At 63.9% G+C, this 24,814-nt stretch carries 24 protein-coding genes; 15 read left to right on the forward strand and 9 right to left on the reverse strand.

What is annotated here, in order from left to right:
• Nucleotides 1-77 precede the first annotated feature (77 nt).
• The 9 genes from Q8L25_RS07260 (at nucleotide 78) to Q8L25_RS07300 (ending at nucleotide 10,243) form a co-directional block, all read left to right on the forward strand.
• Nucleotides 78-1,289, forward strand: coding sequence for a phosphoglycerate kinase (locus Q8L25_RS07260; RefSeq protein WP_308924216.1), 1,212 nt, complete (start codon nucleotides 78-80; stop codon nucleotides 1,287-1,289).
• Nucleotides 1,290-1,412: 123 nt separating this feature from the next.
• Nucleotides 1,413-2,861 (forward strand): pyruvate kinase, encoded by a 1,449-nt coding sequence (gene pyk / locus Q8L25_RS07265; RefSeq protein WP_308924217.1) that lies wholly within the window; start codon nucleotides 1,413-1,415, stop codon nucleotides 2,859-2,861.
• 202 nt (nucleotides 2,862-3,063) lie between these two features.
• The gene (gene fba, locus Q8L25_RS07270; protein WP_308924218.1) at nucleotides 3,064-4,128 is read left to right on the forward strand and encodes a class II fructose-bisphosphate aldolase; all 1,065 of its coding nucleotides are present in this window, start codon (nucleotides 3,064-3,066) and stop codon (nucleotides 4,126-4,128) included.
• Nucleotides 4,129-4,246: 118 nt separating this feature from the next.
• Nucleotides 4,247-5,140 (forward strand): phosphoribosylaminoimidazolesuccinocarboxamide synthase, encoded by an 894-nt coding sequence (locus tag Q8L25_RS07275; RefSeq protein WP_308924219.1) that lies wholly within the window; start codon nucleotides 4,247-4,249, stop codon nucleotides 5,138-5,140.
• Nucleotide 5,141: 1 nt separating this feature from the next.
• Nucleotides 5,142-5,642 (forward strand): 5-(carboxyamino)imidazole ribonucleotide mutase, encoded by a 501-nt coding sequence (purE, locus tag Q8L25_RS07280; RefSeq protein WP_308924220.1) that lies wholly within the window; start codon nucleotides 5,142-5,144, stop codon nucleotides 5,640-5,642.
• Complete coding sequence (locus tag Q8L25_RS07285) at nucleotides 5,643-6,848, forward strand: 5-(carboxyamino)imidazole ribonucleotide synthase (RefSeq protein ID WP_308924221.1); 1,206 nt, start codon at nucleotides 5,643-5,645, stop codon at nucleotides 6,846-6,848. It begins immediately after the preceding gene.
• 17 nt (nucleotides 6,849-6,865) lie between these two features.
• A complete protein-coding gene (locus Q8L25_RS07290; RefSeq protein ID WP_308925679.1) occupies nucleotides 6,866-7,861 on the forward strand; it encodes an L-threonylcarbamoyladenylate synthase in 996 nt (331 codons plus the stop codon).
• A gap of 243 nt (nucleotides 7,862-8,104) precedes the next feature.
• Nucleotides 8,105-9,475, forward strand: a complete 1,371-nt coding sequence (locus tag Q8L25_RS07295; protein WP_308924222.1) for an SGNH/GDSL hydrolase family protein — start codon at nucleotides 8,105-8,107, stop codon at nucleotides 9,473-9,475.
• A gap of 84 nt (nucleotides 9,476-9,559) precedes the next feature.
• Nucleotides 9,560-10,243 carry an OmpW family outer membrane protein gene (locus Q8L25_RS07300; RefSeq protein ID WP_308924223.1) on the forward strand — a complete coding sequence of 228 codons (684 nt, stop codon included), beginning with the start codon at nucleotides 9,560-9,562 and terminating at the stop codon, nucleotides 10,241-10,243.
• Nucleotides 10,244-10,293: 50 nt separating this feature from the next.
• Here the strand turns inward: Q8L25_RS07300 and Q8L25_RS07305 are convergent, their stop codons facing one another.
• Nucleotides 10,294-10,800 carry a flavin reductase family protein gene (locus Q8L25_RS07305; RefSeq protein WP_308924224.1) on the reverse strand — a complete coding sequence of 169 codons (507 nt, stop codon included), beginning with the start codon at nucleotides 10,798-10,800 and terminating at the stop codon, nucleotides 10,294-10,296.
• Between the two features lie 166 nt (nucleotides 10,801-10,966).
• Here Q8L25_RS07305 and msrA point away from each other — a divergent pair, with 166 nt between their 5' ends.
• Nucleotides 10,967-11,506 (forward strand): peptide-methionine (S)-S-oxide reductase MsrA, encoded by a 540-nt coding sequence (gene msrA, locus Q8L25_RS07310; protein WP_308924225.1) that lies wholly within the window; start codon nucleotides 10,967-10,969, stop codon nucleotides 11,504-11,506.
• Here msrA and Q8L25_RS07315 read toward each other — a convergent pair.
• Both Q8L25_RS07315 and pdxH read right to left on the reverse strand, forming a co-directional pair.
• Nucleotides 11,503-12,750 (reverse strand): cyclopropane-fatty-acyl-phospholipid synthase family protein, encoded by a 1,248-nt coding sequence (locus tag Q8L25_RS07315; protein ID WP_308924226.1) that lies wholly within the window; start codon nucleotides 12,748-12,750, stop codon nucleotides 11,503-11,505. The two genes, msrA and Q8L25_RS07315, sit on opposite strands and share 4 nt — an antisense overlap.
• Nucleotides 12,751-12,863: 113 nt before the next feature.
• Complete coding sequence (pdxH, locus tag Q8L25_RS07320; protein WP_308924227.1) at nucleotides 12,864-14,063, reverse strand: pyridoxamine 5'-phosphate oxidase; 1,200 nt, start codon at nucleotides 14,061-14,063, stop codon at nucleotides 12,864-12,866.
• Between the two features lie 123 nt (nucleotides 14,064-14,186).
• On the opposite strand from pdxH, the gene tcdA reads away from it, so the two are divergent.
• Nucleotides 14,187-15,071 carry a tRNA cyclic N6-threonylcarbamoyladenosine(37) synthase TcdA gene (gene tcdA, locus Q8L25_RS07325; RefSeq protein WP_308924228.1) on the forward strand — a complete coding sequence of 295 codons (885 nt, stop codon included), beginning with the start codon at nucleotides 14,187-14,189 and terminating at the stop codon, nucleotides 15,069-15,071.
• Here the strand turns inward: tcdA and Q8L25_RS07330 are convergent.
• Nucleotides 15,018-15,536 carry a 2'-5' RNA ligase family protein gene (locus Q8L25_RS07330; RefSeq protein WP_308924229.1) on the reverse strand — a complete coding sequence of 173 codons (519 nt, stop codon included), beginning with the start codon at nucleotides 15,534-15,536 and terminating at the stop codon, nucleotides 15,018-15,020. The two genes, tcdA and Q8L25_RS07330, sit on opposite strands and share 54 nt — an antisense overlap.
• Before the next feature lie 98 nt (nucleotides 15,537-15,634).
• Between Q8L25_RS07330 and Q8L25_RS07335 the strand changes: the two genes are divergently transcribed.
• Nucleotides 15,635-16,099, forward strand: coding sequence for an FKBP-type peptidyl-prolyl cis-trans isomerase (locus Q8L25_RS07335; protein ID WP_308924230.1), 465 nt, complete (start codon nucleotides 15,635-15,637; stop codon nucleotides 16,097-16,099).
• Nucleotides 16,100-16,181: 82 nt separating this feature from the next.
• Nucleotides 16,182-17,114, forward strand: coding sequence for a cysteine synthase A (gene cysK / locus Q8L25_RS07340; protein ID WP_308924231.1), 933 nt, complete (start codon nucleotides 16,182-16,184; stop codon nucleotides 17,112-17,114).
• Here the strand turns inward: cysK and Q8L25_RS07345 are convergent.
• Nucleotides 17,111-18,349: an SGNH/GDSL hydrolase family protein gene (locus tag Q8L25_RS07345; RefSeq protein WP_308924232.1), complete on the reverse strand. Its 1,239-nt coding sequence runs from the start codon at nucleotides 18,347-18,349 to the stop codon at nucleotides 17,111-17,113. The genes cysK and Q8L25_RS07345 overlap by 4 nt on opposite strands.
• 97 nt (nucleotides 18,350-18,446) lie before the next feature.
• On the opposite strand from Q8L25_RS07345, the gene Q8L25_RS07350 reads away from it, so the two are divergent.
• Both Q8L25_RS07350 and Q8L25_RS07355 read left to right on the forward strand, forming a co-directional pair.
• A complete protein-coding gene (locus tag Q8L25_RS07350) occupies nucleotides 18,447-19,358 on the forward strand; it encodes a LysR family transcriptional regulator (protein ID WP_308924233.1) in 912 nt (303 codons plus the stop codon).
• Nucleotides 19,359-19,438: 80 nt separating this feature from the next.
• On the forward strand, nucleotides 19,439-19,840 hold the full coding sequence (locus Q8L25_RS07355; RefSeq protein ID WP_308924234.1) for a DUF2809 domain-containing protein: 402 nt from the start codon (nucleotides 19,439-19,441) through the stop codon (nucleotides 19,838-19,840).
• A gap of 3 nt (nucleotides 19,841-19,843) precedes the next feature.
• Here the strand turns inward: Q8L25_RS07355 and Q8L25_RS07360 are convergent, their stop codons facing one another.
• From Q8L25_RS07360 to Q8L25_RS07375, 4 genes are read right to left on the reverse strand one after another with little or no spacing between them, the layout of a single operon-like run.
• Nucleotides 19,844-22,669: a pitrilysin family protein gene (locus tag Q8L25_RS07360; protein ID WP_308924235.1), complete on the reverse strand. Its 2,826-nt coding sequence runs from the start codon at nucleotides 22,667-22,669 to the stop codon at nucleotides 19,844-19,846.
• A gap of 37 nt (nucleotides 22,670-22,706) precedes the next feature.
• Entirely contained in the window at nucleotides 22,707-23,060 is a 354-nt protein-coding gene (locus Q8L25_RS07365; protein WP_308924236.1) for a hypothetical protein, read from the reverse strand.
• Nucleotides 23,060-23,788, reverse strand: a complete 729-nt coding sequence (locus tag Q8L25_RS07370; RefSeq protein WP_308924237.1) for a hypothetical protein — start codon at nucleotides 23,786-23,788, stop codon at nucleotides 23,060-23,062. The genes Q8L25_RS07365 and Q8L25_RS07370 overlap by 1 nt, the downstream gene beginning before the upstream one ends.
• Nucleotides 23,789-23,831: 43 nt before the next feature.
• Nucleotides 23,832-24,764 carry a metallophosphoesterase gene (locus Q8L25_RS07375; RefSeq protein ID WP_308924238.1) on the reverse strand — a complete coding sequence of 311 codons (933 nt, stop codon included), beginning with the start codon at nucleotides 24,762-24,764 and terminating at the stop codon, nucleotides 23,832-23,834.
• Nucleotides 24,765-24,814 lie beyond the last annotated feature (50 nt).

Here is a 24,814-nt window from a genome sequence, read left to right on the forward strand (position 1 = left end):
AGCGGGACAAATCAGCGAATTGCGCTGGTGCTTGCGGTAAAATAGCGCACTTCCTTCCACTCGTCATCTGGATCGCCATGTCAGCTGTTCTCAACTTCATCCGTCTGCAAGATTTGATCGACCAAAACGCCCTGCAAGGCAAGCGCGTATTCATCCGCGCCGACCTGAACGTGCCGCAAGATGACAGTGGCAAGATCACTGAAGACACCCGCATCCGCGCCTCGGTGCCGGCGATCCGCGCCGCACTGGCCGCTGGCGCCGCCGTCATGGTGACCTCGCACCTGGGCCGTCCGACCGAAGGCGAATTCAAGCCGGCCGACAGCCTGGCGCCGGTCGCGGTCCGTTTGTCGGAACTGCTGGGCCAGGCAGTGGAATTGAAACAGGACTGGATCGACGGCGCCGGCCTGGAATCCCTGGCCGCCGGCCAGGTGGTGCTGCTGGAAAACGTGCGCGTCAACAAGGGCGAAAAGAAAAACAGCGATGAACTGGCGCAAAAAATGGCCAAGCTGTGCGATATCTATGTCAACGACGCCTTCGGCACCGCCCACCGCGCCGAAGCCTCCACCCACGGCATCGCCAAGTTCGCCCCGGTCGCCTGCGCCGGCCCGCTGCTGGCCGCCGAACTGGACGCGCTGGGCAAGGCGCTGCATGCGCCGGCCAGGCCGCTGCTGGCCATCGTTGCCGGTTCCAAAGTGTCGAGCAAGCTGACCATCCTCAAGGCCTTGTCCGACAAGGTCGATAACCTGATCGTCGGGGGCGGCATCGCCAACACCTTCATGAAGGCGGTCGGCTTGAATGTAGGCAAGTCGCTGGTGGAAGCGGAACTGGTCGATGAAGCCAAGGCCATCATCGAGATCATGGCCCAGCGCGGCGCGCAAGTGCCGATTCCGGTCGACGTGGTATGCGCCAAGGAATTCTCGCCAACCGCGACGGCCACCGTCAAGGACGTGGCCGATGTGGCGGACGACGACATGATTCTCGATATCGGCCCGAAAACAGCGGCCCTGCTGGCCGAACAGATTGGCGCTGCCGGCACCATCGTCTGGAACGGTCCGGTCGGTGTATTCGAATTCGATCAGTTCGGCCATGGCACGAAAACGCTGGCGCTGGCCATTGCCGAGTCGAAAGCGTTCTCGATCGCCGGTGGTGGCGACACCCTGGCGGCGATTGCAAAATATGACATTACCGATAAAATCAGCTATATCTCGACCGGCGGCGGCGCCTTCCTGGAATTCCTGGAAGGCAAGACTTTGCCAGCAGTCGAAGTATTGGTCCAGCGCGCCGGCTAAGACAGGGCCGCTGTAAAGTAAGTACGCACCAAGCGCAGCCTGACCGCTGCGCTTTTACCTTGCCGGGGCGCAGTTTTTTAGCCTCGATATGTTCCAACCTCTTGCTCACGCACAAGGAATCCTATGCCACGCGGTACAAAAATCGTAGCAACCATCGGCCCCGCCTCCACCGACCTGGCCATTCTGGTCAAGATGATACGGGCGGGCGTCGACGTGGTGCGTTTGAATTTTTCCCATGGCAAGGCACAAGACCATATCGACCGCGCGGCGCTGGTGCGCCAGGCGGCGGCAGAATGCGGCCGCGAAGTGGCCATCATGGCCGACATGCAGGGTCCGAAGATCCGCGTCGGCAAGTTTGAAAACAGCCGTATCCAGCTGGAACCGGGCGACAAGTTCATCCTGGATGCCAAGTGGGGCGAGAATGGCGAGCTGGGCAATCAGGAACGGGTCGGCCTCGACTACAAGGCCCTGCCGCGCGACCTGAACAAGGATGACGTCTTGCTGCTGAACGACGGCCTGATCGTGCTGATCGTCGAGCGCATCGTCGTCAACGAAATCCACACGGTGGTCAAGATCGGTGGCGAACTGTCGAACAACAAGGGCATCAATCGCCAGGGCGGCGGCCTGACGGCGCCGGCGCTGACGGCCAAGGACATGGAAGACATCAAGACGGCGATGAGCTTCCAGGCCGACTACCTGGCCATTTCGTTTCCGAAAAACGCGACCGACATGGAAATGGCGCGCACCCTGGCCAATATCGCCGGCGAGCCCTACCACCACAAGCCGATGATGATCGCCAAGATCGAGCGCGCCGAAGCGATACCGGTGCTGCAGGAAATCCTCGACGCCTCCGACGGCATCATGGTGGCGCGCGGCGACCTGGCCGTGGAGGTGGGCAATGCGGCCGTGCCGGCCCTGCAAAAGCGCATGATCAAGATGGCGCGCGCCTCGAACAAGCTGGCGATCACGGCCACGCAGATGATGGAATCGATGATCGTCAACGCCGTGCCGACCCGCGCCGAAGTGTCCGACGTGGCCAATGCCGTGTTGGACGGCACCGACGCCGTGATGACCTCGGCCGAGACCGCTTCGGGCAAGTACCCGATCGAGACGGTGGAAATGATGGCCGCCATCTGCGTCGAAGCGGAGCAGTCCGAATACAACAAGCTCGATGCGGACTTCCTGAACGTCACGTTTACCCGCATCGACCAGTCGATCGCCTACGGCGCGCTGTTCACGGCCCACCACCTGCGCGTGAAAGCCATCGTGGCGATGACGGAGTCCGGTTCGACCCCGCTGTGGATGAGCCGCCACAGCATCGACACCCCGATTTTTGCCCTGACGCCCAGCGTGACCACGCAGCGCAAGGCCGCCCTGTACCGCAATGTGCGCGCCTACCACCTGCTGCAGAACGGCAGCAGCGCACAAGTGCTGAAACAGGCCGAAGATTTGCTGGTCGCCAATGGCATCGTCAAAAAGGGCGACATGATCGTCGTCACCTGGGGCTCGCCGATGGGGCAGGCCGGCGGCACCAATGCTCTGAAGATCGTACGCGTGGGCGAATACGACTGAAAACGCCTGACATAACCTACTGCGCGTCGCGATTTGCAGCCTGCGATGCTCACTGTACTAAAGTACAGCTGCGCTTCTCGGCCGCAACTCGCTGCCGCTCGCTACGGTTCTGTCAGACGTTTGTGAAAATTAGCAGACGCCGGCGCGGCTCACCCTGCCGCGAAGCGTCGCCACAGTTTCTATTGTTATCTGGAGTATTACCATGTCTCTCGTATCCATGCGTCAATTGCTGGACCACGCCGCCGAAAACGGCTATGGCATCCCGGCCTTCAACGTCAACAACCTGGAGCAAGTGCAGGCCATCATGGCTGCCGCCGACGCGCTGAACTCGCCGGTGATCATGCAGGCGTCCGCTGGCGCGCGCAAGTACGCCGGTGAAGCCTTCCTGCGTCACCTGATCGACGCCGCCATCGAAGCCTATCCGCATATTCCGGTCGTGATGCACCAGGATCACGGCCAGTCGCCGGCGATCTGCATGGCCGCCATCCGTTCCGGCTTCTCGTCGGTGATGATGGACGGTTCGCTCGAAGCGGACGGCAAGTCGGTCGCCTCGTACGAATACAACGTCGAAGTGTCGCGCGAAGTGGTGAAGTTCTCGCACGCCATCGGCGTCACCGTCGAAGCCGAACTGGGCGTGTTGGGTTCGCTGGAAACCATGAAGGGCGACAAGGAAGACGGCCACGGCGCCGAAGGCACGATGACCCGCGAGCAATTGCTGACGGACGTGGCGCAAGCGGCCGACTTCGTGCAGCGCACCCAGTGCGATGCACTGGCGATCGCCATCGGCACCTCGCACGGCGCCTACAAGTTTACCCGCAAGCCGACCGGCGAAATCCTGGCCATCGACCGCATCAAGGAAATCCACGCACGCATCCCGAACACCCACCTGGTGATGCACGGTTCCTCGTCGGTGCCGCAGGAATTGCTTGCCATCATCCGTGAATTCGGCGGCGACATGAAGGAAACCTATGGCGTGCCGGTCGAAGAGATCCAGGAAGGCATCCGTCACGGCGTGCGCAAGATCAATATCGATACCGATATCCGTCTGGCGATGACGGCCGCGATTCGCCAGTTCATGTTCCAGAACCCGTCCAAATTCGACCCGCGCGACTATCTGAAACCAGCCCGCCTGGCTGCCGAGCAGATCGTGCGCGCCCGCTTCCAGCAGTTTGGCTGCGAAGGCCAGGCGTCGAAAATCAAACAGATTCCGCTGGAAAAAATGGCCGAGCGCTACAAGGCCGGCGAACTGTCGCAGATTGTGAAGTAAAATCTTGTCTGGAACGGGCCCGGACACTGATCCTGGCCCGTTGTTCTCGACCGGCGGGCGACTGTCCTGCGCGCCGGTTTCGCTTCATGTTTCGTTTCATCCAACCACTCCCTCCGCTATGAACAGCCTCTATCAGACCTCCATCCATTCCCTGCCACTGCTCGGCCACGGCAAGGTGCGCGACAACTACGCCGTCGGCGACGACAAGATCCTGATCGTCACCACCGACCGCCTGTCGGCCTTCGACGTCGTCATGAACGAGCCGATTCCCGGCAAGGGCAAGGTCCTCAATCAGATGAGCGACTTCTGGTTCGAAAAGCTGGGCCATATCGTGCCGAACCACCTGACGGGCGTGGCGCCTGAATCGGTGGTGGCGCCTGAGGAAGTGGAGCAGGTACAAGGCCGCGCGGTGGTGGCCAAGCGCCTCAAACCGATCATGGTCGAGGCGGTGGTGCGCGGCTATATCATCGGTTCGGGCTGGAAAGATTACCAGGACACGGGCAGCATCTGCGGCATCGAGCTGCCGGCCGGCCTGCAACAGGCTGAAAAACTGCCGGAACCGCTGTTCACGCCGGCCGCCAAGGCCGAGCTGGGCGAGCACGACGAAAACATCAGCTTTGCTGAAATGGAACAGCGCATCGGCGCGGAACTGGCCGCCAAAATGCGCGACGTCAGCATCCAGTTGTACAAGGCGGCCGCCGACTACGCCGCCACGCGCGGCATCATCATTGCCGACACCAAATTTGAATTCGGCCTGGACGACGATGGCGTGATGCATCTGATGGACGAAGTGCTGACGGCCGATTCCTCGCGCTTCTGGCCGGCCGACTCTTACCAGCCCGGCATGTCGCCGCCATCGTTCGACAAGCAGTTCGTGCGCGACTATCTGGAAACATTGAGCTGGGGCAAGACGGCGCCGGCGCCGGCACTCCCGGCCGACGTGATCGACAAGACCCAGGCCAAGTACTTCGAAGCCATCGAGCGCCTGACCGGCGAGAAGCTGAAGGCCTGAGATGACTGATCAACCAACACCACTGGTCGGCGTGATCATGGGCTCGTCCTCGGACTGGGACGTGATGCAGAACGCCGTCGCCATCCTGAAACAGTTCGGCGTGCCGTTCGAGGCGCAGGTCATTTCCGCGCACCGCATGCCCGACGAAATGTATGCGTATGCGAAAAGCGCGCGTGCGCGTGGCTTGCGCGCGATTATCGCCGGCGCCGGCGGCGCGGCCCACCTGCCTGGCATGGTGGCCGCGATGACCATCGTGCCGGTGCTGGGCGTGCCCGTGCCCTCGAAATACCTGCGCGGCGAAGACTCGATGCTGTCGATCCTGCAGATGCCCAAGGGCGTGCCGGTGGCCACCTTCGCCATCGGCGAAGCGGGCGCCGCGAATGCCGCGCTGACGGCGGTGGCGATGATCGCCGCCAATGACGACGCACTGGCCGCGCAGCTGGAAGCCTTCCGTGTCACGCAAACCGACGCCGCCAAGGCGATGACTTTACCGCTGGAATAAATGAGCAATTCTTTCGATCCGCAGTCCTCTCCCTTCCTGCCCACCGCCAACCCGCCCGCCTGGCTGGGCGTGATGGGCGGCGGCCAGCTGGGCCGCATGTTCGCCCAGGCGGCCCAGGGCATGGGCTACCAGGTGGCAGTCCTTGAGCCATCGGACGCCTGTCCTGCGGGCCAGGTCGCGCAGCGCCTGGTCAACGCCGGCTACAGCGATGCCGCCGGCCTGGATGCCTTGGCCGCGCAATGCCTGGCGGTGACCACCGAATTTGAAAACGTGCCGGCCGACAGCCTGTCGCGCCTGGCCGGCAGCGTGTTTGTCGCGCCGAACGCGCATGGCGTGTCGGTGGCGCAGGACCGCATCGCCGAAAAACGTTTCTTTGTCGATTGCGCCGGGAAATCCGGCGTGCTGCCGGCGCCGCACCAGGTGATCGCCAGCGAGGACGATATCGCCGCGATTCCTGACGACTTGCTGCCCGGTATCTTGAAAACCGTGCGCATGGGCTATGACGGCAAGGGGCAAGTCCGCGTGAAGTCGCGCGACGAGGTGCGCGCCGCGTTTGCCGAGATGGGTCAGGTCACCTGCCTGCTGGAAAAAATGCTGCCGCTGGCCTATGAGGTGTCGGTGCTGACGGCGCGCGGCGTCGATGGTGACTCGGTGGTGTATCCGATCGCCGAAAACGTGCACCGCGACGGCATCCTGTTTACCACCACCGTGCCGGGTCCGAACGTCTCAATCGACTGCGCCGCGAAAGCTCAGCGGGCGGCGCAGGCCATGGTGGCCGAGCTCGGTTATGTGGGCGTGCTGTGCATCGAATTTTTCGTGCTGGCCGACGGTTCGCTGGTGGTCAACGAAATGGCGCCACGGCCGCACAATAGCGGCCATTACACGATGGACGCCTGCGTCACCAGCCAGTTCGCGCAGCAGGTGCGGGCGATGGCGCGCTTGCCGCTGGGCGACACACGCCAGCACTCGCCGGCGGTGATGCTCAATATTCTGGGCGACGCCTGGTTCGCAGACGACAGCGATGCCATCCGTGAACCTGCCTGGGACCAGGTGCTGGCGCTGCCGGGCGCCTGCCTGCATCTGTACGGCAAGGACGATCCGCGCCGTGGCCGCAAGATGGGCCATCTGACGCTGGTCGCTGCGACCTTGCCGGAAGCGCAAGCACGCTTGCGCGATGCCTGCCTGATCCTGGGAATTGCGCCGTGAGCGAGCAGCAGTCGATCATGGCCGCCGCTGCCTTGCTGGAAGCGGGCGCGCTGGTGGCCTTTCCCACCGAGACCGTGTATGGCCTGGGCGCGGACGCGGAAAATCCGGCCGCCGTGGCGCGCATCTATCAGGCCAAGGGCCGCCCGTCGGACCACCCGGTGATCGTGCACGTGGCGCCGGGCGCCGACCTGGCGCACTGGTGCGACGACTTGCCGGTGGAAGCGACGCAACTGGTGGCCGCATTCTGGCCGGGGCCCCTGACCCTGATCGTCAAGCGCGCCGCGCAGATTCCCGATGCGGTGTCCGGCGGCCAGGATACGGTCGGTTTGCGCTGTCCTTCGCACCCGGTGGCTATCGCCTTGCTAGCCGCTTTCAAGGGCGGCAACGGTGGTGTGGCGGCGCCGTCGGCGAACAAATTCGGCAATGTCAGCCCAACCACCGCGCAGCATGTGCGCGATGAGTTCGAGGCGGAGCTGACCAGCGGCTTGCTGGGCGCGGTGCTCGACGGCGGCCAGAGCGAAGTGGGCATCGAGTCGACCATCGTCGACCTGTCGCGCCTGGCCACGCATGGTCCGGTGCTGCTGCGTCCCGGCCATATCAGCGGCGAGCAGATCGCGGCGGTGATCGGCCAGCTGCCGGCCCTGCCCGACGCGGCCGCGCCGCGCGCCTCCGGCACGCTCGATTCGCACTATGCGCCACATACTCCTGTTGCGATGCAGCACGGCGACCTGCTGGGCGAAACCCTGAACCAACTGCTCAATGCCGGGCGTCGGGTGGCGCTGATTCATTACTCGGACTTGCCGCCGGCGTCGGCCAGCGTGCGCCTGGAGGCGGACCCCGCTTCCTACGCACACGCGCTGTACGCCTCGCTGCGCACGATGGACCAGGTCGGCGCCGAGCTGATCCTGGTGGAAGCACCGCCCACCGGCCCCGCCTGGCTGGGCGTCAATGACCGCCTGCGCCGCGCCGCATTCGGCTCAACCGGCATCCTGCAGCAATTTCTCAGCGTCTGAAACCAGCCCCGTCAGGGGCTTTTTCTTGATGCAACGCAATACAAATCATTGCCACGAATCAGTACTCTTGCGCCATAATTGGTCGTATCGCCCAGTCTTGCCGGTAGGGAAAGAGGTGTTGTAATTTGGCTGTTTTTTCAAGCGTAATTTCTATACAAGCGTACGGAACGATGGCATATTAGTTGGGTAGCGAATAGCACGCCCGTTCGTTTGTAAACCAAAAAAAGACCATTAGGAGACAAAATGCAATACACCAAATTCGCGCTTGCCGCGCTGACAGCGGCTGTCCTGGCCGGTTGCGGCGGCTCCGGCGGCGGCGACCAGACCCTGAAAGTCAAATACACGGCACAAGTCTCGTTCGGCGACAGCCTGTCCGACGTCGGCTCGTATGCGGTCGGCACGGTCGCTGCCCTGAAAGGCGGCAAATTCACCATCAACGGCGACAATACCGCCATCAATCCCGAACTGACCGGCAAGAACTGGACCGAGCACCTGGCCGCGCAATTCGGCCTGCCGGCACCGTGCGCCGCGCAAACCGGCCTGGACGGCAATGTGGCCCAGGGCTTTTTCGTGCCATCGGTCAAGAAAGCCGGCTGCTTCGGTTATGCCATGGGCGGCTCGCGCGTGACCAACCCGGTCGGCCCGAACAACAAATTGACGGGCAGCGCGCTGGGCGCCCTGACCGTGCCGGTGACCACCCAGATCGCCAACCACCTGGCGGCATCGGGCGGCAAGTTCAGCGGCACCGAAGTGGTGTTCGTGATGGCGGGCGGCAATGACTTGCTGTTCCAGCTGGGCTCCCTGCAAGCGGCCGCCACGGCCGCCGGCACCGCCGCCGGCAGCGCCACGTTTGCCAGCACCCTGATTCCGCTGCTGGCCGCCGGCGCCACCAATCCTGCCACCGCCGGCGCCGCGATTACCGCGGCCGTCCGCACGGCCAGCGCGGCGCCAGGCGCCACCTCGACCACCATCGTGACGGCCGCCGTTGGCGCCGCTGCTGTGCAGCCAGGCAATTCGGCGGTCGCTTCGGCCGCCGTGTATGGCCCGATGGTTGCCACTGCGCAAACCGCCGCCACCGCCGCCGGTGCCAAGGCCGGCGCCGACTACGCCGCCGCCAACGGCCCGGCACTGGTGACCGCCATGGGCACGGCCGGCACGGAACTGGTGGCGCTGGTGAAAGACCAGATCATTGCCAAGGGCGCGACCCACGTGGTCGTCAACAACCTGCCGGACGTGGCCAATACGCCTTCGGGCCTGAGCAAGGATGCCAATACCAAGGCCTTGATCAATGCCATGGTGAGCGCCTTCAATACCCAGATCAGCACCGGCCTGGCCGCCAATGACAAGGTCCTGCTGGTCGACGTGTTTGCCGTCAGCCACGACCAGGCCAGCAACCCTGGTCCGTATGGTTTGACCAACGTCAAGGAGCCTGCCTGCGACCTGACCGCTGCCAAAAATCCGCTGGGCAGCTCGCTGGTGTGTAACGGCAGCAACCTGATCGCCGGCGACGTCAGCCATTACTCCTATGCCGACGATGTGCATCCTTCGCCGTTCAACAACCTGTTGCTGGCGCGTTATGTGGCCAAAGACATGGTAACGCGCGGCTGGCTGTAATCGGGCAGCGCCCCGGCCATGCCGGGGCGCCTGAAGGAATGACTGGATAGTCCACTATCCGCACATGATGAATCAGGAGACAACATGAACAAACGTTTCAATAGCGCGGCGCAGTTGCTGGCGGCCATCGCGGCCATGACGCTGGCGTCGGCGGCCTCCGCGCAAAGCGCCGGTACTTTTACCGCCAAGGTCGGCCTCAACAAGATCACCCCGCATGTCACCAGCGGCGACATGACGGCGCCGGCCTTGCCGAACACCAAGGCCGACGTCGAGTCCGACACCAAGCCGATCCTGACCCTGGCCTATATGGTCACCGACAATATTTCGGCCGAGCTGCACCTGGGCGTGCCGTACAAGCATGACCTGATGGGTGATGGCGCGATCAAGGGCACCGGCAAGCTGGGCACCTCGGAAGTGCTGCCGCCGACCTTTCTGATGCAGTACCGCTTCTTCGAGGCCAACACCATGATCCGTCCTTATGTGGGCGCCGGTCTGACGTATGCCTACTTCCAGAAGGAACGCGGTTCGGGCGCGATGACGGCCCTGCTCGATCCGGGTGGACCTGCATCGACCTACCGCCTGAAAAACAAGCTGGCCGGCAGCATCCAGCTGGGCGCCACCCTGGCGTTTAACGAGCGCTGGTTCGCCGACGTGGGCATCATCAAGACGTATCTGAAAACCACGGCCAAGTTCTCGACCGGCCAGACGCAGAATATCAAGCTGGACCCGACCGCCGTCAGCGTCGGCATCGGCTACAAGTTTTTCTAAGCTAGCTGCAGTCGAAAAAAATCCGCCAGCTGGCGGATTTTTTTTGCGCCTTACTCGGGCAGGGTACTGAACTTGCCGTGATGGAAAATCAGCGGCGGCTGGGCCGTATACGCGCATTGCTCGACTTCGCCGACAAAGATGACATGGTCGCCTTCCGGGTAGCGGCTGCGGTTATGGCATTCGAACCAGGCGGAGGCGCCTTTCAGGATGGGCTGGCCGGTGCGCGACAGTTCGTATTCCACGTCGTCGAAGGGATTCGGCGTACGGCGCGAAAAACGTTGCGCCAGTTCGGCCTGGCCGGCACCGAGCACATTGATCACATAATGCGAGTTGCCGCTGAAGATGGGCATGCTGTTGGCCGCCTCGCCCAGGCTCCACAGCACCAGCGGCGGCGACAGCGACACGGAATTGAAGGAACTGGCCGTCAGTCCGCGAAATGTGCCGTCGGCCAGGCGCGTGGTGATCACCGTCACGCCGGTGGCAAATTGCGACAATGCCTGTCGGAAATGAGGTGTATCGAATGCTTGCGCCGGCGCGCGGGGAGAAAGTGTGTTCATGGGAGACCTGTCTGTTTGCCGACATTATGCCAAAAAATCACCGATACGGCGCAAGCATGGCTGGAAAGGCAAGTTGCACGCTGGCGGCAGGCGGCGCGGGTTTGCGCTACAGTGGTGGAACAAGCAAGATTGTCATGGCGAATAATGAACGACCTGGGAGTACGAGATGAGCGAACAGATGGAGGTGGCGGTACTCGGTGGCGGGTGTTTCTGGTGCCTGGACGCGGTCTACCGCCAGGTGCGCGGCGTGACGGCGGTGGCGTGCGGCTATGCCGGCGGGCACTTGCCGCAGCCCACGCACGAGCAGGTGGCCACGGGCGACACGGGGCACGCGCAGGTGGTGAGGCTGGCATTCGATCCGGCCATCGTCAGCTACCACGACGTGCTGGAAGTGTTTTTCACCAGCCACGATCCGACCACCGTCGACCGGCAGGGCAATGACGTCGGACCGCAGTACCGCTCCGTGATCTTTGCCCAGTCGGCACGGCAGGAAGCGGTGGCGCGCCAGGTGATCGCCGAGATGGCCGGCGTATGGGATGCGCCCATCGTCACGCAAGTACTGCCGGCCGCGCCCTGGTATCAGGCCGAGGACGCGCAGCAGGATTATGTGGCGCGCCACCCATTGCTCAGTTATTGCGCACTGGTGGCGGTGCCCAAGGTCGACCAGTTTCGCGCCATCTACGCCAGCCTGGCCAAATCAGGTTAATGGGCCAGCACGGGCGCCTGTGGCGGCAGCGCGATCGCTTGCGCGTCGTACATGTAGTTGCGCGACCACGGCAGGGTAGTGGAACGCCGGCCCGCCTTGACGCAGACGATCTGGTACAGGCTGATCAAATCTTGCTCGAAAGCATAGCTGCAGCCGGCCAGGTAGACGTGCCAGATGCGAAAACGGCGCTCGCCCGCCAGCGGCCGGATCTGCTCGGCATGCGCTTCGAAGTTTTCCGTCCATAGCGCACACGTGCGCGCATAGTGGCGGCGCAGGTTTTCCACGTCCAGCACTTCCAGCCCGCCTTGCTGCATGGTTTTCAGCACATTGCCGATATGCGCCAGTTCGCCATGCGGAAACACGTATTTTTCGATGAACTCGCCGCCGCCGTACGGCGTTTCGCCATTGTCCGGATCGGTGGAAGTGATGCCATGGTTCATCGCCATGCCTTCCGGCGCCAGCAGTTTGTTAATGATGGAGAAATAATCGGGCAAGTGCTTCAGGCCCACGTGTTCGAACATGCCGACGCTGGTAATGCGGTCGAACTGGCCCGTGACGTCGCGGTAGTCCTGCAGGCGGATTTCGACCAGGTGTTCCAGGCCGGCCTGTGCCACACGCGCGCGCGCCAATTGGTACTGGTTTTCCGACAGGGTCACGCCGACGCAGCGGGCGCCATATTGCTGCGCGGCGCGGATCACCAGCGCACCCCAGCCGCAGCCGATATCGAGCAGGCTCTGGCCCGGCTGCAACTGGATTTTCTTCAGGATATGGTCGATCTTCTTGACTTGCGCCTGCGCCAGGGTTTCATCGCCGTGTTCGAAGTAGGCGCAGGAATACACCAGGGCCGGATCGAGGAACTGCTGGTAGAAGTCGTTCGACACATCGTAGTGATAGCGGATCGCTTCGGCGTCCTTGCTCTTGTCGTGCGTAAAGCTGCGCACGATGCGGGCCAGCTTGCCCTCCGGCTTGAGGGTGTTGCGCGCCAGCGCATTGCAGATGGAAATCATGTCCTGGGCCGTGCCCTTGACCTCGATATTGCCTTCCACATAAGCCGACCCCAGGTTCGCCAGCGAAGGGTTGAGCAGGTAGCGGGCCGAGGCGACCGTGGGCAGGCGGATGGTGACGCGCGGCGCTTCGCTGGACAGGTCGACGTGCTGGCCGTTCCACAGCTCTATGCGCAGCGGCAAGGCAGCCTTGCTGCGCATGCCGTCTATCCAGGACTTGAGTTGGTTTTGAACAAACAAGATAGCCTCCAATGAAGCGGCCGCGTCGGCGGCCGTTAATTGAACAACAATATTATTCAGATCCTACCCCTCATAGCCTACACCCATATTGATGGGTTTGCTCTGCGCCTGCACTACGGTTGCAGACGCTCCATGCTCCAGGCCCCGTCGGTGCCACGGGTAAATACGATGCGGTCGTGGAAGCGCGAGCGGCGGCCCTGCCAGAATTCGATGCGTTCCGGCCGCAGGCGGTAGCCGCCCCAGTGCGCGGGACGCGCCGGCGTGTCACCGGCGACGGCCGCCACGGCGTCAAAATTGGCTTCGAGTTCGGCGCGGCTGCCGATAGTCGCGCTTTGCCGCGAGGCGATGGCCGACAGGCGGCTTTGCAAGGGCCGCACATTGAAGTATTCGTCGCTCTCGGCGGCCGAGGTCTTTACCACCGTGCCTTCGATACGCACTTGCCGTTCCAGTTCGCGCCAGAAAAACAGCAGCGATGCCTGCGGGTTGTGCTCCAGTTGCTGGCCTTTTTCGCTGTTGTAATTCGTGTACCAGGTAAAACCGCGTGCGTCGAATTGCTTGATCAGCACGATGCGCGAGCTGGGCTTGCCTTCAGGGCTGACGGTGGACAAGGTCATGGCGTTCGGTTCACCGACCTGTGCCTTGAGCGCTTCATCGAACCATTTCTGGAATTGCGCCACCGGGTCGGCCAGCACATCGGCTTCGGACAGGCTGGAATGCAGGTAATCGGTGCGCATGGCGGCCAGGGCGGCGGCAGGGTCGGCCGCTGCCGGTGCCTCTTCCGGCGCAATCCCGCGCCGGCGCTGCATGGCCGTACCCAATTGCTCCATCTGCTGCGCGCTGAACAGGCGCTTGGCCATCGGCGCCAGCTGGCTTTCTTCCTTGCTCATGTGCGCGTGATAGGCGTCCACATAGGCGTTTACGCCATCGGTCGACAGCTCGGTGCTGGCGCCGGCGGCAATCGCATCGAGCTGCGGGCGCAGGGTGGACCATGCCTGGTCCATGCGCTGATGGTCGGCCAGGATTTCCGGCACCAGGGTGGCCAGCAGGGCGGCGTCCGCGCCGCTGGCGGTCGCTTGCAGCATCGGCATCAGGTCCTGCTCTTCATCATCGTGATGCAGATGGGCGGCCTTGTTGAAGTATTGCAGCACCGCCTTGGCCGCCTGCTGCGCCGCGATCGTATTGCCTTGCTGGGGCAGGTAGGCCAGCAGGTTTTGCAGGGTCGTCAGTTGCTTGCGGATCTTGTCGTGGCAATGCTTGAGCACGGCAATCGGCTGGTCAAAGCCGGGAACGGAGTCGAACAGCGGGACGGTCATGGTGTGCTTTCCTGTTAATCGATGTTGTGCAGTGTTGGGGCGCGGCGACAGTCGCTGCCTGCCGAACGCTAGTGTCGGTCATTTTAGAATATCCGTCAGCGCCGTGTCCGTTAAAATGGCGCCATGCATACCTCCACCCATGAACTTATTTCCCCGGACTTGACCGAGATCGATTTTGAACGGCGCTTCGGCGGCATCGCCCGCCTGTATGGCGCGCCGGCACTGGCGCGCTTTCGCGCCGCCCATGTGTGTGTGATCGGCGTGGGCGGCGTCGGTTCCTGGATCGTCGAAGCCTTGGCCCGCAGCGCCGTCGGACATTTGACCCTGATCGACCTCGATAACGTGGCCGAGTCGAATATCAACCGCCAGATCCAGGCCATGAGCGACACCATCGGCAAGGCCAAGATCACGGCCCTGGCCGAACGCATCAGCCTGATCAACCCGTTTTGCCAGGTCACGCAAGTCGAAGATTTCATTGCCCCCGATAACCTGGAGCAATTGCTGGGCGGCCAGCATTTCGATTACCTGGTCGACGCCATCGACAATGCCCGCTCGAAGGCGGCGCTGATCGCGTATTGCCGCGGCCGCAACCTGCCGATGCTGACCATCGGCAGCGCCGGCGGGCAGACGGACCCGACCCTGATCGCCGTGCGCGACCTGGCGAAAACGGAACAGGAACCGCTGCTCAAGCGCGTGCGCAAGCATTTGCGCACCGATTACGGTTTTCCCCGCGGCGTGAAAAACAAGTTCAATGTCGACGCCGTGTTTTCGATGGAGCCATTAACGACGCCCGAGACTGGCGACGCCTGCGAGATCAGTGGCGATGGCGCGGCCGCCGGCGTCACCGGCCTGAACTGCGCCGGCTTCGGTTCCAGCGTAGTGGTCACGGCCAGCTTCGGCATGGTGGCCGCCGCGCATGCGCTGAAAAGCCTGCGCCAGCCACAGGCCGACATCTTAGCCCAGCCGCCGGCTGGCCAGGATATGGTAGTCGCCGCTGCTCTTGATTGACTCGACCAGCACCAGTTCGCCGGCCTGCCAGGTGATGGGAGAAAACGGCGCCGATGGGGGCGGGCCCGCCTTGCGCGCCAGGGTCACGTGCGGCGTAAAACGGTCGTGCTCGAAGGCGGGCGCCAGGCCGGCGCAAGCGAGCTCTTGCATCAGCGCGGCGCGCAGCGCCAGCAGTGCCGGCGGCGTCTCGCGCAGCGCGGCCCAGCTCAGCTCGGCTTTGGGAAAATAACTGTAATGGTCGAAACACAAGGTCATGGCGCTGGCCGGTACCTCGTCGAGGATGCTTTGCAGCACCGGTAAATCGTGCGCTTCGCGCTGGCCCAGGAACGCCATGGTCAGGTGCAGCTTGTCGGCGTGCGAGGGCGTGCCGCCGGCGGCCGGCTGCAGCGCGGCGAAGGCGCCACGCGTGGCCGCATCGGGCCACAGGCCATAAAACAGGCGTGGCTGTGGTGACAAGTTTTTCATATCGCTCCCATGGTTTGCTATTATTGTCGCGCATCCTGCCCATCAGCCATGGCAGGGTCTGACTGAAATCTCATTGAAACTCAAGGAAAGTAACCATCATGACGCGTAGCTCCGTATTGTTTGCCCTGATCTGCTCCGTCGCCGCGTCGCTGGCGCAGGCGCAAGTCCCCGCTCCCGTACCGGCGTCGGCCGTATCGATGAGCCCAGGCCCTGCGGCCGACAAGCTGATCATTATCGACAACAAGGTTGGCGCCGGCAAGGAAGCAACGGCCGGCAATACCGTCAGCGTGCATTACACGGGCTGGCTCTACCGTCCGCTGGCGAAAAACTCGCGCGGCAAGCAGTTCGACAGCTCGGTCGGCCGTGGCCCGTTTGACTTCCCGCTGGGCAAGGGCATGGTCATCAAGGGCTGGGACCAGGGCGTGGCCGGCATGAAAGTGGGCGGCAAGCGCACCCTGATCATTCCTGGCGAGTTGGCTTACGGCCCGCGCGGCGCCGGCAATGGCGACATTCCACCGAACTCGGCATTGATCTTCGATGTCGAATTGCTTGATATTAAGTAATTGATTATTTGACAGCAACGCCCTCGCGCGTTGCTGTCAAAGGCGGTAGACTGGGGCTTCCTGCAACCGTGGAGACTCCCCCATGAAGATCGCCAACGACGTCACCGAACTGATCGGCAATACACCGCTGGTGCGCATCAACCGCATCGCCGCCGGCAGTGTGGCCACCATCCTGGCCAAACTCGAATTCTACAATCCCGCCCACAGCGTCAAGGACCGTATCGGCCTGGCCATGGTCGCGGCCGCCGAAAGCGCCGGCCTGATCCATCCCGACACCGTCATCGTCGAGCCCACCAGCGGCAATACCGGCATCGCGCTGGCGATGGTCTGCGCCGCGCGCGGCTACCGCTGCACCCTGGTCATGCCCGACACCATGAGCCGCGAACGGCGCATCCTGCTGCGTGCCTACGGCGCCGAACTGGTATTGACGCCAGGTAGCGAAGGCATGCTGGGCGCCATCCGCAAGGCCGAAGAACTGGTGGCCGCCGATCCGCGCTATCTGATGCTGCAGCAATTCAATAACCCCGCCAATCCCGCCATCCACCGCCAGACCACGGCCGAGGAAATCTGGCGCGATACCGATGGCCAGGTCGATATCGTCATCGCCGGCGTCGGCACCGGCGGCACGATTACCGGCATTGGTGAAGTGCTGAAGGAACGCAAGCCTGGCGTGCAGATCATCGCGGTGGAGCCGGAAGCGTCACCGATGCTGTCGAAAGGCACCAAGGGACCGCACCCGATCCAGGGCATCGGCGCCGGCTTTGTGCCGCAGATACTGAATACCGCCATCTATGACGAAGTCATCTGCGTCAAGAACGACGATGCGTTCGCCACCGCGCGCCTGGCCGCCAGCGATGAAGGCTTGCTGGTCGGTATCTCGTCGGGCGCCGCCCTGTGGGCCGCCTTGCAGGTTGCGCAGCGCCCGGAAAACGCCGACAAGACCATCGTCACCATCATCCCGTCGTTCGGCGAGCGCTATCTGAGCACGGCACTGTATGCGGGGCTGGGCGACTAAGGCTCAGCTATCAACACGCGCAGGTCGACCGCCTCGGCCAGCGCGCGGTTGCCGGCGTCGCCCGGGTGCAGATGGTCGCCCGAGTCGTACACCGGCAGCAGCCGACGCGGATGCGCCGGGTCGCGCAGCAGCGCGTCGCCATCGAGCACGGCGTCAAAGCTGGCGTTGCCGCGTATCCACGCATTGAGCCGCTGGCGCAGCGCTTCTTTTTCTGGTTGGTAATAATCGGCCAGCGGCGTGCCGGGCAGGGCGCCTTCGAAGGGCGTCAAGGTCGCGACGATCACGCGCACGCCACGGCTGCGCGCCTGCGCGGTCAACTGGCGGTAGCCTGCCGTCAATGCTTCCAGCGTCGGCCGCCGGCCATGCGGATCGAAGGCCGTGCCGGGCCAGCTGATGTCATTGATACCCAGAGCAACAATCACCGTGCGCACGCCGGGCTGGCCCAGCACATCGCGTTCAAGCCGCGCCAGCGCATTGCTGCCCATGCCGTCGGCCAGCAGGCGCGCACCGGAGATACCGGCATTGATGACCGCTACGCCATGCGGCGCCAGCCGTTCGGCCAGCACGTCGGGCCAGCGCGTATCGCGCCCCAGGCTGGCGCCGGCGCCATCGGTGATCGAGTCGCCGAGCACCGCCACCGCCTGCGTGGCCGCAGTGGCCTCCACCTGTATGCTGCTCAGCAACAGGCGCGCCGTGGTGGTGATGGACCGTGTTACATCGATCTTGCCGGCGCCACTTTGGTCGCCCGGCGCGATCCAGGCCGTCTCGCGGCCATCCCAGTGAAAGGTGGTGATCGCCGTGTCCTGCGGCAGATGGATGCTGACCGCCAGGCGCGCCAGGTCGGGCACGCCGAGCGTGACCGGGTCGCTGAGCAGCGGCGCACCGGGGGCGATGGTGGCGCCACTGTGCCCGCCAAAGGTGACGGCGCGCAAGCTGCCCGGCACGATGGCGTATCCTTCCGCCGCCAGCGCCAGGGTGGCCGCGCCTATCGTCAACGGCGTGGCGCCATAGGCGTTCGACAGCACGATGCGTACGCGCTGGCCGCCCACGCTGACGCGCGCCACCTGGCGCACGGTCTGGTCGTGCAGGCGGGCCGGTACATTGGCAGGCAGGATGAAGTCGTTGCTCCAGACGGCTTGCGGGCTGGCGCTCCAGCTGGCCAGCCAGGCGGTGTCGGCGCCGGCAGCGGGGGCGGTGGCCAGCAGCAGGGCGGAAAGGGCGGCGTACAGTGTCATGGTGGAAGGCTACCTTGATGGAAAGACTCGATGATGGCCTCACTTCCATTCATGCACTAGACTATGTGAACGAAGAACATTTATGAGTTGAATTCACATGGGAAGACTCGATGTCAACCGTTCGGGCGAGCTGGAAGTATTCGTGCGCGTGATCGAACTGGGCGGTTTCTCGGCGGCCGCGCGCGCCTGCGGCATGACGCCGTCGGCCGTCAGCAAACTGGTGTCGCGCCTGGAGCAGCGCCTGGGCGCGCGCTTGCTGAACCGTTCCACGCGCCAGCTGCAGCTGACGGCCGAAGGCTGCGGCCTGTATGAGCGGGGCGTGCGGGTGCTGGCGGCGCTGGACGAGGCCGAGCGCTGCGCCGGCGTGCAGGACACGCCGCGCGGCCGCGTGCGCATCAATGCCAATGTGCCGTTCGGCCACCATTTTTTGCTGCCGCTGGCGCCGGCGTTTCTGGCGCGCTATCCTGGCGTGACGCTCGACATCGTGCTGACCGATGCCGTGGTCGATATCCTCGAGCAACGCACCGACGTGGCCGTGCGCGCCGGCCCCCTGAAAAGCTCGAACCTGATGGCGCGCAAGCTGGGCCAGACGCCGATGGTGATCGTCGCCTCGCCCGCCTACCTGGCGCGCTGCGGCATGCCGGCCACGCCAGGCGAGCTGGCCGGTCATAACCTGCTCGACGCCAATTACGCGCGCACCAATACCGGCTGGCCGTTGCGCCACGACGGCGGCGAATTCATCGTGCCGGTGCTGGGCAATGTGCAGGCCAGCGATGGCGAGGCCTTGCGCCAGCTGGCGCTGGCCGGCGTCGGCCTGGCGCGCCTGGCGGCCTTCCAGGTGCGCGACGACCTGGCCGCCGGCCGCCTGCGGGCGGTGCTGGAAGCGTGCAATCCCGGTGACAGCGAAGAAGTGCACGCCGTGTATGTGGGGCAAGGCGGCCATGTGCCGCTGCGCGTGCGCGCCGTGCTTGATTTCCTGGCCGAGAATGTCAGCTTGTCGCCCAGATAGCCGCCAGTTGCGTGTTGCTGCGCAGTACAATACGGCACAGGCCGCATTGGTGCGGCCCGTCACCTGTCTTGAATGGAAATATGTTCCTGGTAAAACCTGAACGCCGCCGCCTGTTGCAGCTTGCTGCCACCGTGGTGGTCATTGCGCTGGGCCTGGCCTCGCGCGCCTTTCCCCAATCGCTGCCCGACGCGCTCGGCAAGTATCCGGGCGACGCCCTGTGGGCCATGATGATCGTGTTTGGTCTGGGCATCGTTGCCACCCGCATACGTACCTGGCAGCTGGCGCTGTGGGCCTTGCTGGTCTGCTTTGCGGTCGAGTTCAGCCAGCTCTACCAGGCGCCATGGATCGTCGAGCTGCGCAGCCACACCCTGGGCCACCTGGTGCTCGGTTCCTTCTTCGGCTGGGCTGACCTGATCGCCTACACGGCCGGGGTGGCCGTGGCGGCGATCGTCGATAACGTCGCTTTGTTCAAGCGACGCTAAGCCTTATTTGACGTTCCCTTCCGCGTCGCGCACTTCCACCGGCGCCAGTTTCAGCTTGGACAGTTGCGGCGCTATTTTTGTTTGGTCGCCCACGCCGATCACGATCAGCTTTTCAGGCTGCAGGTATTTCCTTGCCACCTGCTGCACCTGCTTGTCCGTCACGCTGGCAAAGCGCTGCGGCAGCAGGGTGTAGTAGTCCAGTCCCAGGTTGTAGACATAGGTGTTGGCCATGCTGGCGCTGACGCTGGCGTTGGTGTCGAACTGGCCCGGCAGGGACAGCACCTGCGAATTGCGCGCGTTCGACAGCTCCTTGGCGGACAAGGGCTTGGCGATCATGGCGCGCAATTCCTTCACCGTCTCCGACACGGCCGCGCCCGTCACGTCGGTGCGCACGCTGGCGGCGATCGCGAACGGGCCGGGCAGGCTGCGGTACTGGAACTGTGAGCGCACGCCGTAGGTGTATCCCTTTTCTTCACGCAAGTTCGTGTTCAGGCGGCTGGTGAACAAGCCGCCCAGGGCCGCGTTCATCACTTGCAGCGGTGCGTAGTCGGGCGTCTTGCGGTCGACCGCGATGTTCGACAGGCGCAGCGCCGTCTGCGGCGCGCCCGGCTTGTCGACCAGGATCAGCCTGGCCTTGCTGGTGACAGGCTGGGCCGCCACCGATGGCGCCACTTCGCCGGCTTTCCAGGCGCCGAACCTGGCTTCGGCCAGCGCTTTCAGTTCGCTTTCCGTGATATCGCCCGAGACGATCAGCGCCGCATTGTTCGGTACATAATGCTGCTGCCAGAAACGCTGCAGGTCGGCGCGGGTGGTGGCTTTCAGGGCCGCTTCCGTGCCCAGCTGGATATAGCCGTACGGGTGCTTCGGACCGTACAGGGCGGCCGCCTCCACGCGGGCGGCGACAAAGCCGGCGTTTTCGCGCTGCTGCGCCAGGTTGCCGATGCGGCTGGCGCGCTGGCGTTCCACTTCCTCTTGCGGGAACTGCGGGTGCTGCACCACGTCGGCCAGCAGGTCCAGCGCCTGCGGGAAGGTGCTTTTCAAGGACGTCATCTGCGCGAACGAACTGTCGGCGCCGGAACCGGTGCCGAGGAAGGCGCCCAGTTGCGCCACTTCATCGGCGATCTGCGGCGCGCTGCGGGTGGCCGTGCCTTCCTGCAGCAACTGCGCCGTAAAGCTCGACAGGCCGGGCTGGGCCAGCGGATTGGCGCCCGAGCCGCTTTTCACCACCAGCTGGCTGGCGACCAGCGGCACCGCCGGGTTGTAGTTGTGGATCACGGTCAGGCCGTTGGCCAGGGTGAACGATTTGCCTTGCGGCAGCTTGATCGCCGGTGCCGGACCGGCGCCCGGTACCTTGTTGCGCCATGGCTCGTCGGCATTGATGGCCGTGCCGGGCTGGGCCTTGACCTTGCCCGCTGCGGGTGTCGCCACTTCCGGTCCCAGGTCGGGCTTGCCGGGCACGCCATACACCACCACGCGCGCCTGGGTTTTCAGGTAGGTGTCGACCGCGCGCTGCACGCCGGCCACCGTCACTTGCCGGTAGCGTTCGATATCTTTCGCCAGGTAGCCGGGGTCGCCCGTGTACTGGTTGTATTCGTTGAGCAGGTTGGCCACGCCGCGGCCGCCCACTTTTTCCACCTGGCTCAGCATGATGGTCTCGATGCCGTTGCGGGCGCGCTCGATTTCCTTCTCGGTCGGACCTTCCGCGCGCAGCTTTTCCAGTTCCGCGTTCAGCGCCTGCTCGATTTCCTCCGGCTTGTGGCCGGGGCGGGCGGTGGCGTCGATGGTAAACATCGAGGTCAACGCGGCCGAACCCTGGTCGGCGCCCACGTCCTGGGCGATCTGCTTGTCATATACCAGCGATTTATACAGGCGGCTCGATTTGCCGCCGGCCAGGATCTGCGCGGCAATCTTCAGTTCCGCATCGTCTTTCGTGTAAGCCGAAGGCGTCAGCCAGCCGAAATAGACGCGTGGCAATTCGACCCGGTCCTGCACCACCACCCGGCGCTCTTCTGTAATCGCCGGCGTGACCACGTTCGGTTTTTCCACCGCCGGGCCGCTCTTGAAGCTGCCGAAGTATTTGTTGACCAGCTCCTTCGTTTTCGCCTTGTCGATATCGCCGGCGATCACCAGGCTGGCGTTGTTCGGGCCATAGTATTTGGTAAAGAATTCCTTGATGTCGTCCAGCTTGGCGTTCTGGATGTCGGCGTGCGAGCCGATCACGCTGGCGTAGTACGGGTGGTTCTTTGGAAACAGCTGGTGGAACAGCGCTTCCTGCACGATGCCGTACGGGGCGTTTTCCACGCTCTGGCGGCGCTCGTTGCGCACTACGTCCTGCTGGTTGGTCAGCGCCGTCTGGTCCAGCACGTCGAGCAGGTAGCCCATGCGGTCGGAATGGGTCCACAGCGCCAGTTCCAGCTGGTTCGACGGTACCGTGTCGAAATAATTGGTGCGGTCGAAATCGGTGCTGCCGTTCGAATCGGTGGCGCCCGCGCCTTCGAGCAGCTGGTCGGCCAGGCCGCGCGGCACGTGCTTGGTGGCGGCGAACATCATGTGTTCGAACAAATGGGCAAAACCGGTCAGGCCCGGCGCTTCATTGGCCGGTCCCACGTGGTACCAGATATTGACGGCGGTGACGGGCAATTTATGGTCTTCGACCAGGATCACTTCCAGGCCGTTGGGCAGCGTGTATTTTTCGTAGGCAATGTTCGGCACGGCGGTGGCGCCGGTGGGCGCGGCCACGGCGGCTTCGGCCGCGTGGCCGAGCGATAGCGGGGCGCCGTACAGCGACAGCATCAGGGCGGGTATGGCCAGCAGTTTGATCGGTTTCATGCGTGCTTCCAGTTGAGGGTTGTAAGGAATTGTCGGGTCAGCGCCACAGCAGCGCGGCACCACCGAGCACCAGCAGCGACGAGGCCAGCGAGACGATGGCGGCCGCGCCCAGCAGGCGCCATTCGCGCGGCGTCCATCCGCTGGCATGGGGCGCCGGCGCCGGCGCCGGTGCTGCTGGTATCGCAGGCTTGACCAGCGGCGGCAGGCCGCCCGCCGCACAGGCCTGCGCCGCCAGCGCGTCGGTGGCGGCATTGAGTATCGCCAGCTGGCGTTCGATGGTCTCGGCCAGCACCGCTTCGTTCAGTGCGACCAGGGCGAAAATCGGGTCGTCGGTATCGATCTTGATGCCGGTCTTGTCGAACACATGGCTGCGCAGTTTGTGTTGGTCCACTACCATTGCACCTTGTCGAGTTGTTCGAAAATATCGCGGTAGACCACCTTGATGCGCTGTTTTTCCATGATGTTGAACTTGTCGTTCTGCAGCACTTCCTGCATCGTCAGGCGCGCCGTGTTCATCTTTTTCACGTCGGCGCCAAAGGTGTCCGGATTGCGTTGCGACAAGGTGATACTGCCTTTGACACGCGCGCGATGGTCGGCATACGACTGCGATTCCATGAACTGCTTGCCCGACGCCGATTGCAGCAGGCCGAAGTGTTCGTTCTGCCACAGCACCAGCGGCACCTTGGTCGACTGGGCCGTGGCGACAAAGCCGGTGGCCGTGTCGTGCAGGGTGTCGCCGCCGCCGACGATGGTGTGGATATACACCTTGCGGCCCGACTCTTCCAGCAGTGCGAAGCAGTCGTTTTCCAGCAGGTAGCCCATCAGCGGCGAAAAGGTATTGGCGCCGTTGTCGACCACGCAGTTGCCGTCGGCTTCCAGGATGTCGATCATCAGCGCGTCAAAACGCTTCGGATCGATCATGCGTCCTTCCGTCATCACCGGCACATGCTTGACGTTCATCGCCTTGTAGCGCGAAAAGGTGGCGTTTTCCTGGTCGGTGTCATAGCAGCGCAGCGGGGTGTCGTCCTTGCCGCCCATCCATTGCGCCAGCAGGGTCGACACCAGCGTCTTGCCGATGCCGCCTTTGCCCTGCAGGATGAAATGTACCGTGTTTTGCATTGCGACTACTCCAGGTGATTTGGGTCTGTAATAAGTGAAAAGATCAATGGCAGGGCGCCGCGCCGCTGTCGGGCGCCGGCCGGGCGACTGTGCCGTCGTCCGGCACGGCCAGGTATTGCCAGCTGTAGCCGGCCTCGTGCAGGCGCAGCCTGAGCACGCCATGGCTGCTGTTGTCGCGCACTTCGCTGTGCGGCATGAAATAAAAGAAGGGCGTCAGAAAGGCGCCGCCGGTGCCGATCACGAACTGGCGCAGGCCGCGTGCCTGGTCGACGTTGCCGCTGGCGTCCTGCGGCGCGAAGCGCTCGTAATCGTGGTCGTGGCCCGACAGCACCAGTTCGGCGCCCGCCTCGTGCAGCGCCTGCCAGGCCGGTTGCATGGTCTTGGGCGCGCGGTGGCCGCCCGAGCTGTACAAAGGCGCATGCCAGTAGGCCAGGGTGCAGCGCGTGGGGTGGCGGGCCAAGTCGTCCTTCAGCCAGGCCAGCTGCTCGTCCAGCCGCGCGGCCGGCAAATGGCTGTTGAGCGAGATCACATGCCAGCTGCCCAATTGAAAACTGTAATAGTCGGGCCGGCCGAAATAGTCGAAGTAGCCGCTGGCCGCCTTCGAGCCATAGTACTCATGGTTGCCCGGCGTGGGGTAGGTACGTTCCTTGAAGCGGCCCCAGGTAGGGGCATAGCAATCGCGAAATTCCGCCGCCAGGCCCACCGGATAGGTATGGTCGCCCAGGCTCAGCACGGCTGCTTCCGGCTTGCCGGCCAGTTCACCGGCGATCAGTTCGGCCGTCAGCGCCGCGCCCGTGTATTGCCAGCCGCGCTGGCGGCAATCGGCGATATCGCCTGCCGCATAGACGGTGTAGGCCGGGCCGGCCAGGTAGGCGGGCGCCGTGGCGGGGGCGGACGGCGCGCCGGCACAGCCCCATAACAGCAGCAAGGGCAGGCAGGCGGTAAACGGGCAGGACAGCGGGGAAGACAGGGTCATGGACGGAGTGGCGGCTGGCGATTGTTGAGAATAGTTGTTTTTTGTTCCGC

The organism is Janthinobacterium sp. J1-1 (assembly GCF_030944405.1).
In the GTDB taxonomy this organism is placed as follows: Bacteria; Pseudomonadota; Gammaproteobacteria; order Burkholderiales; family Burkholderiaceae_D; genus Janthinobacterium.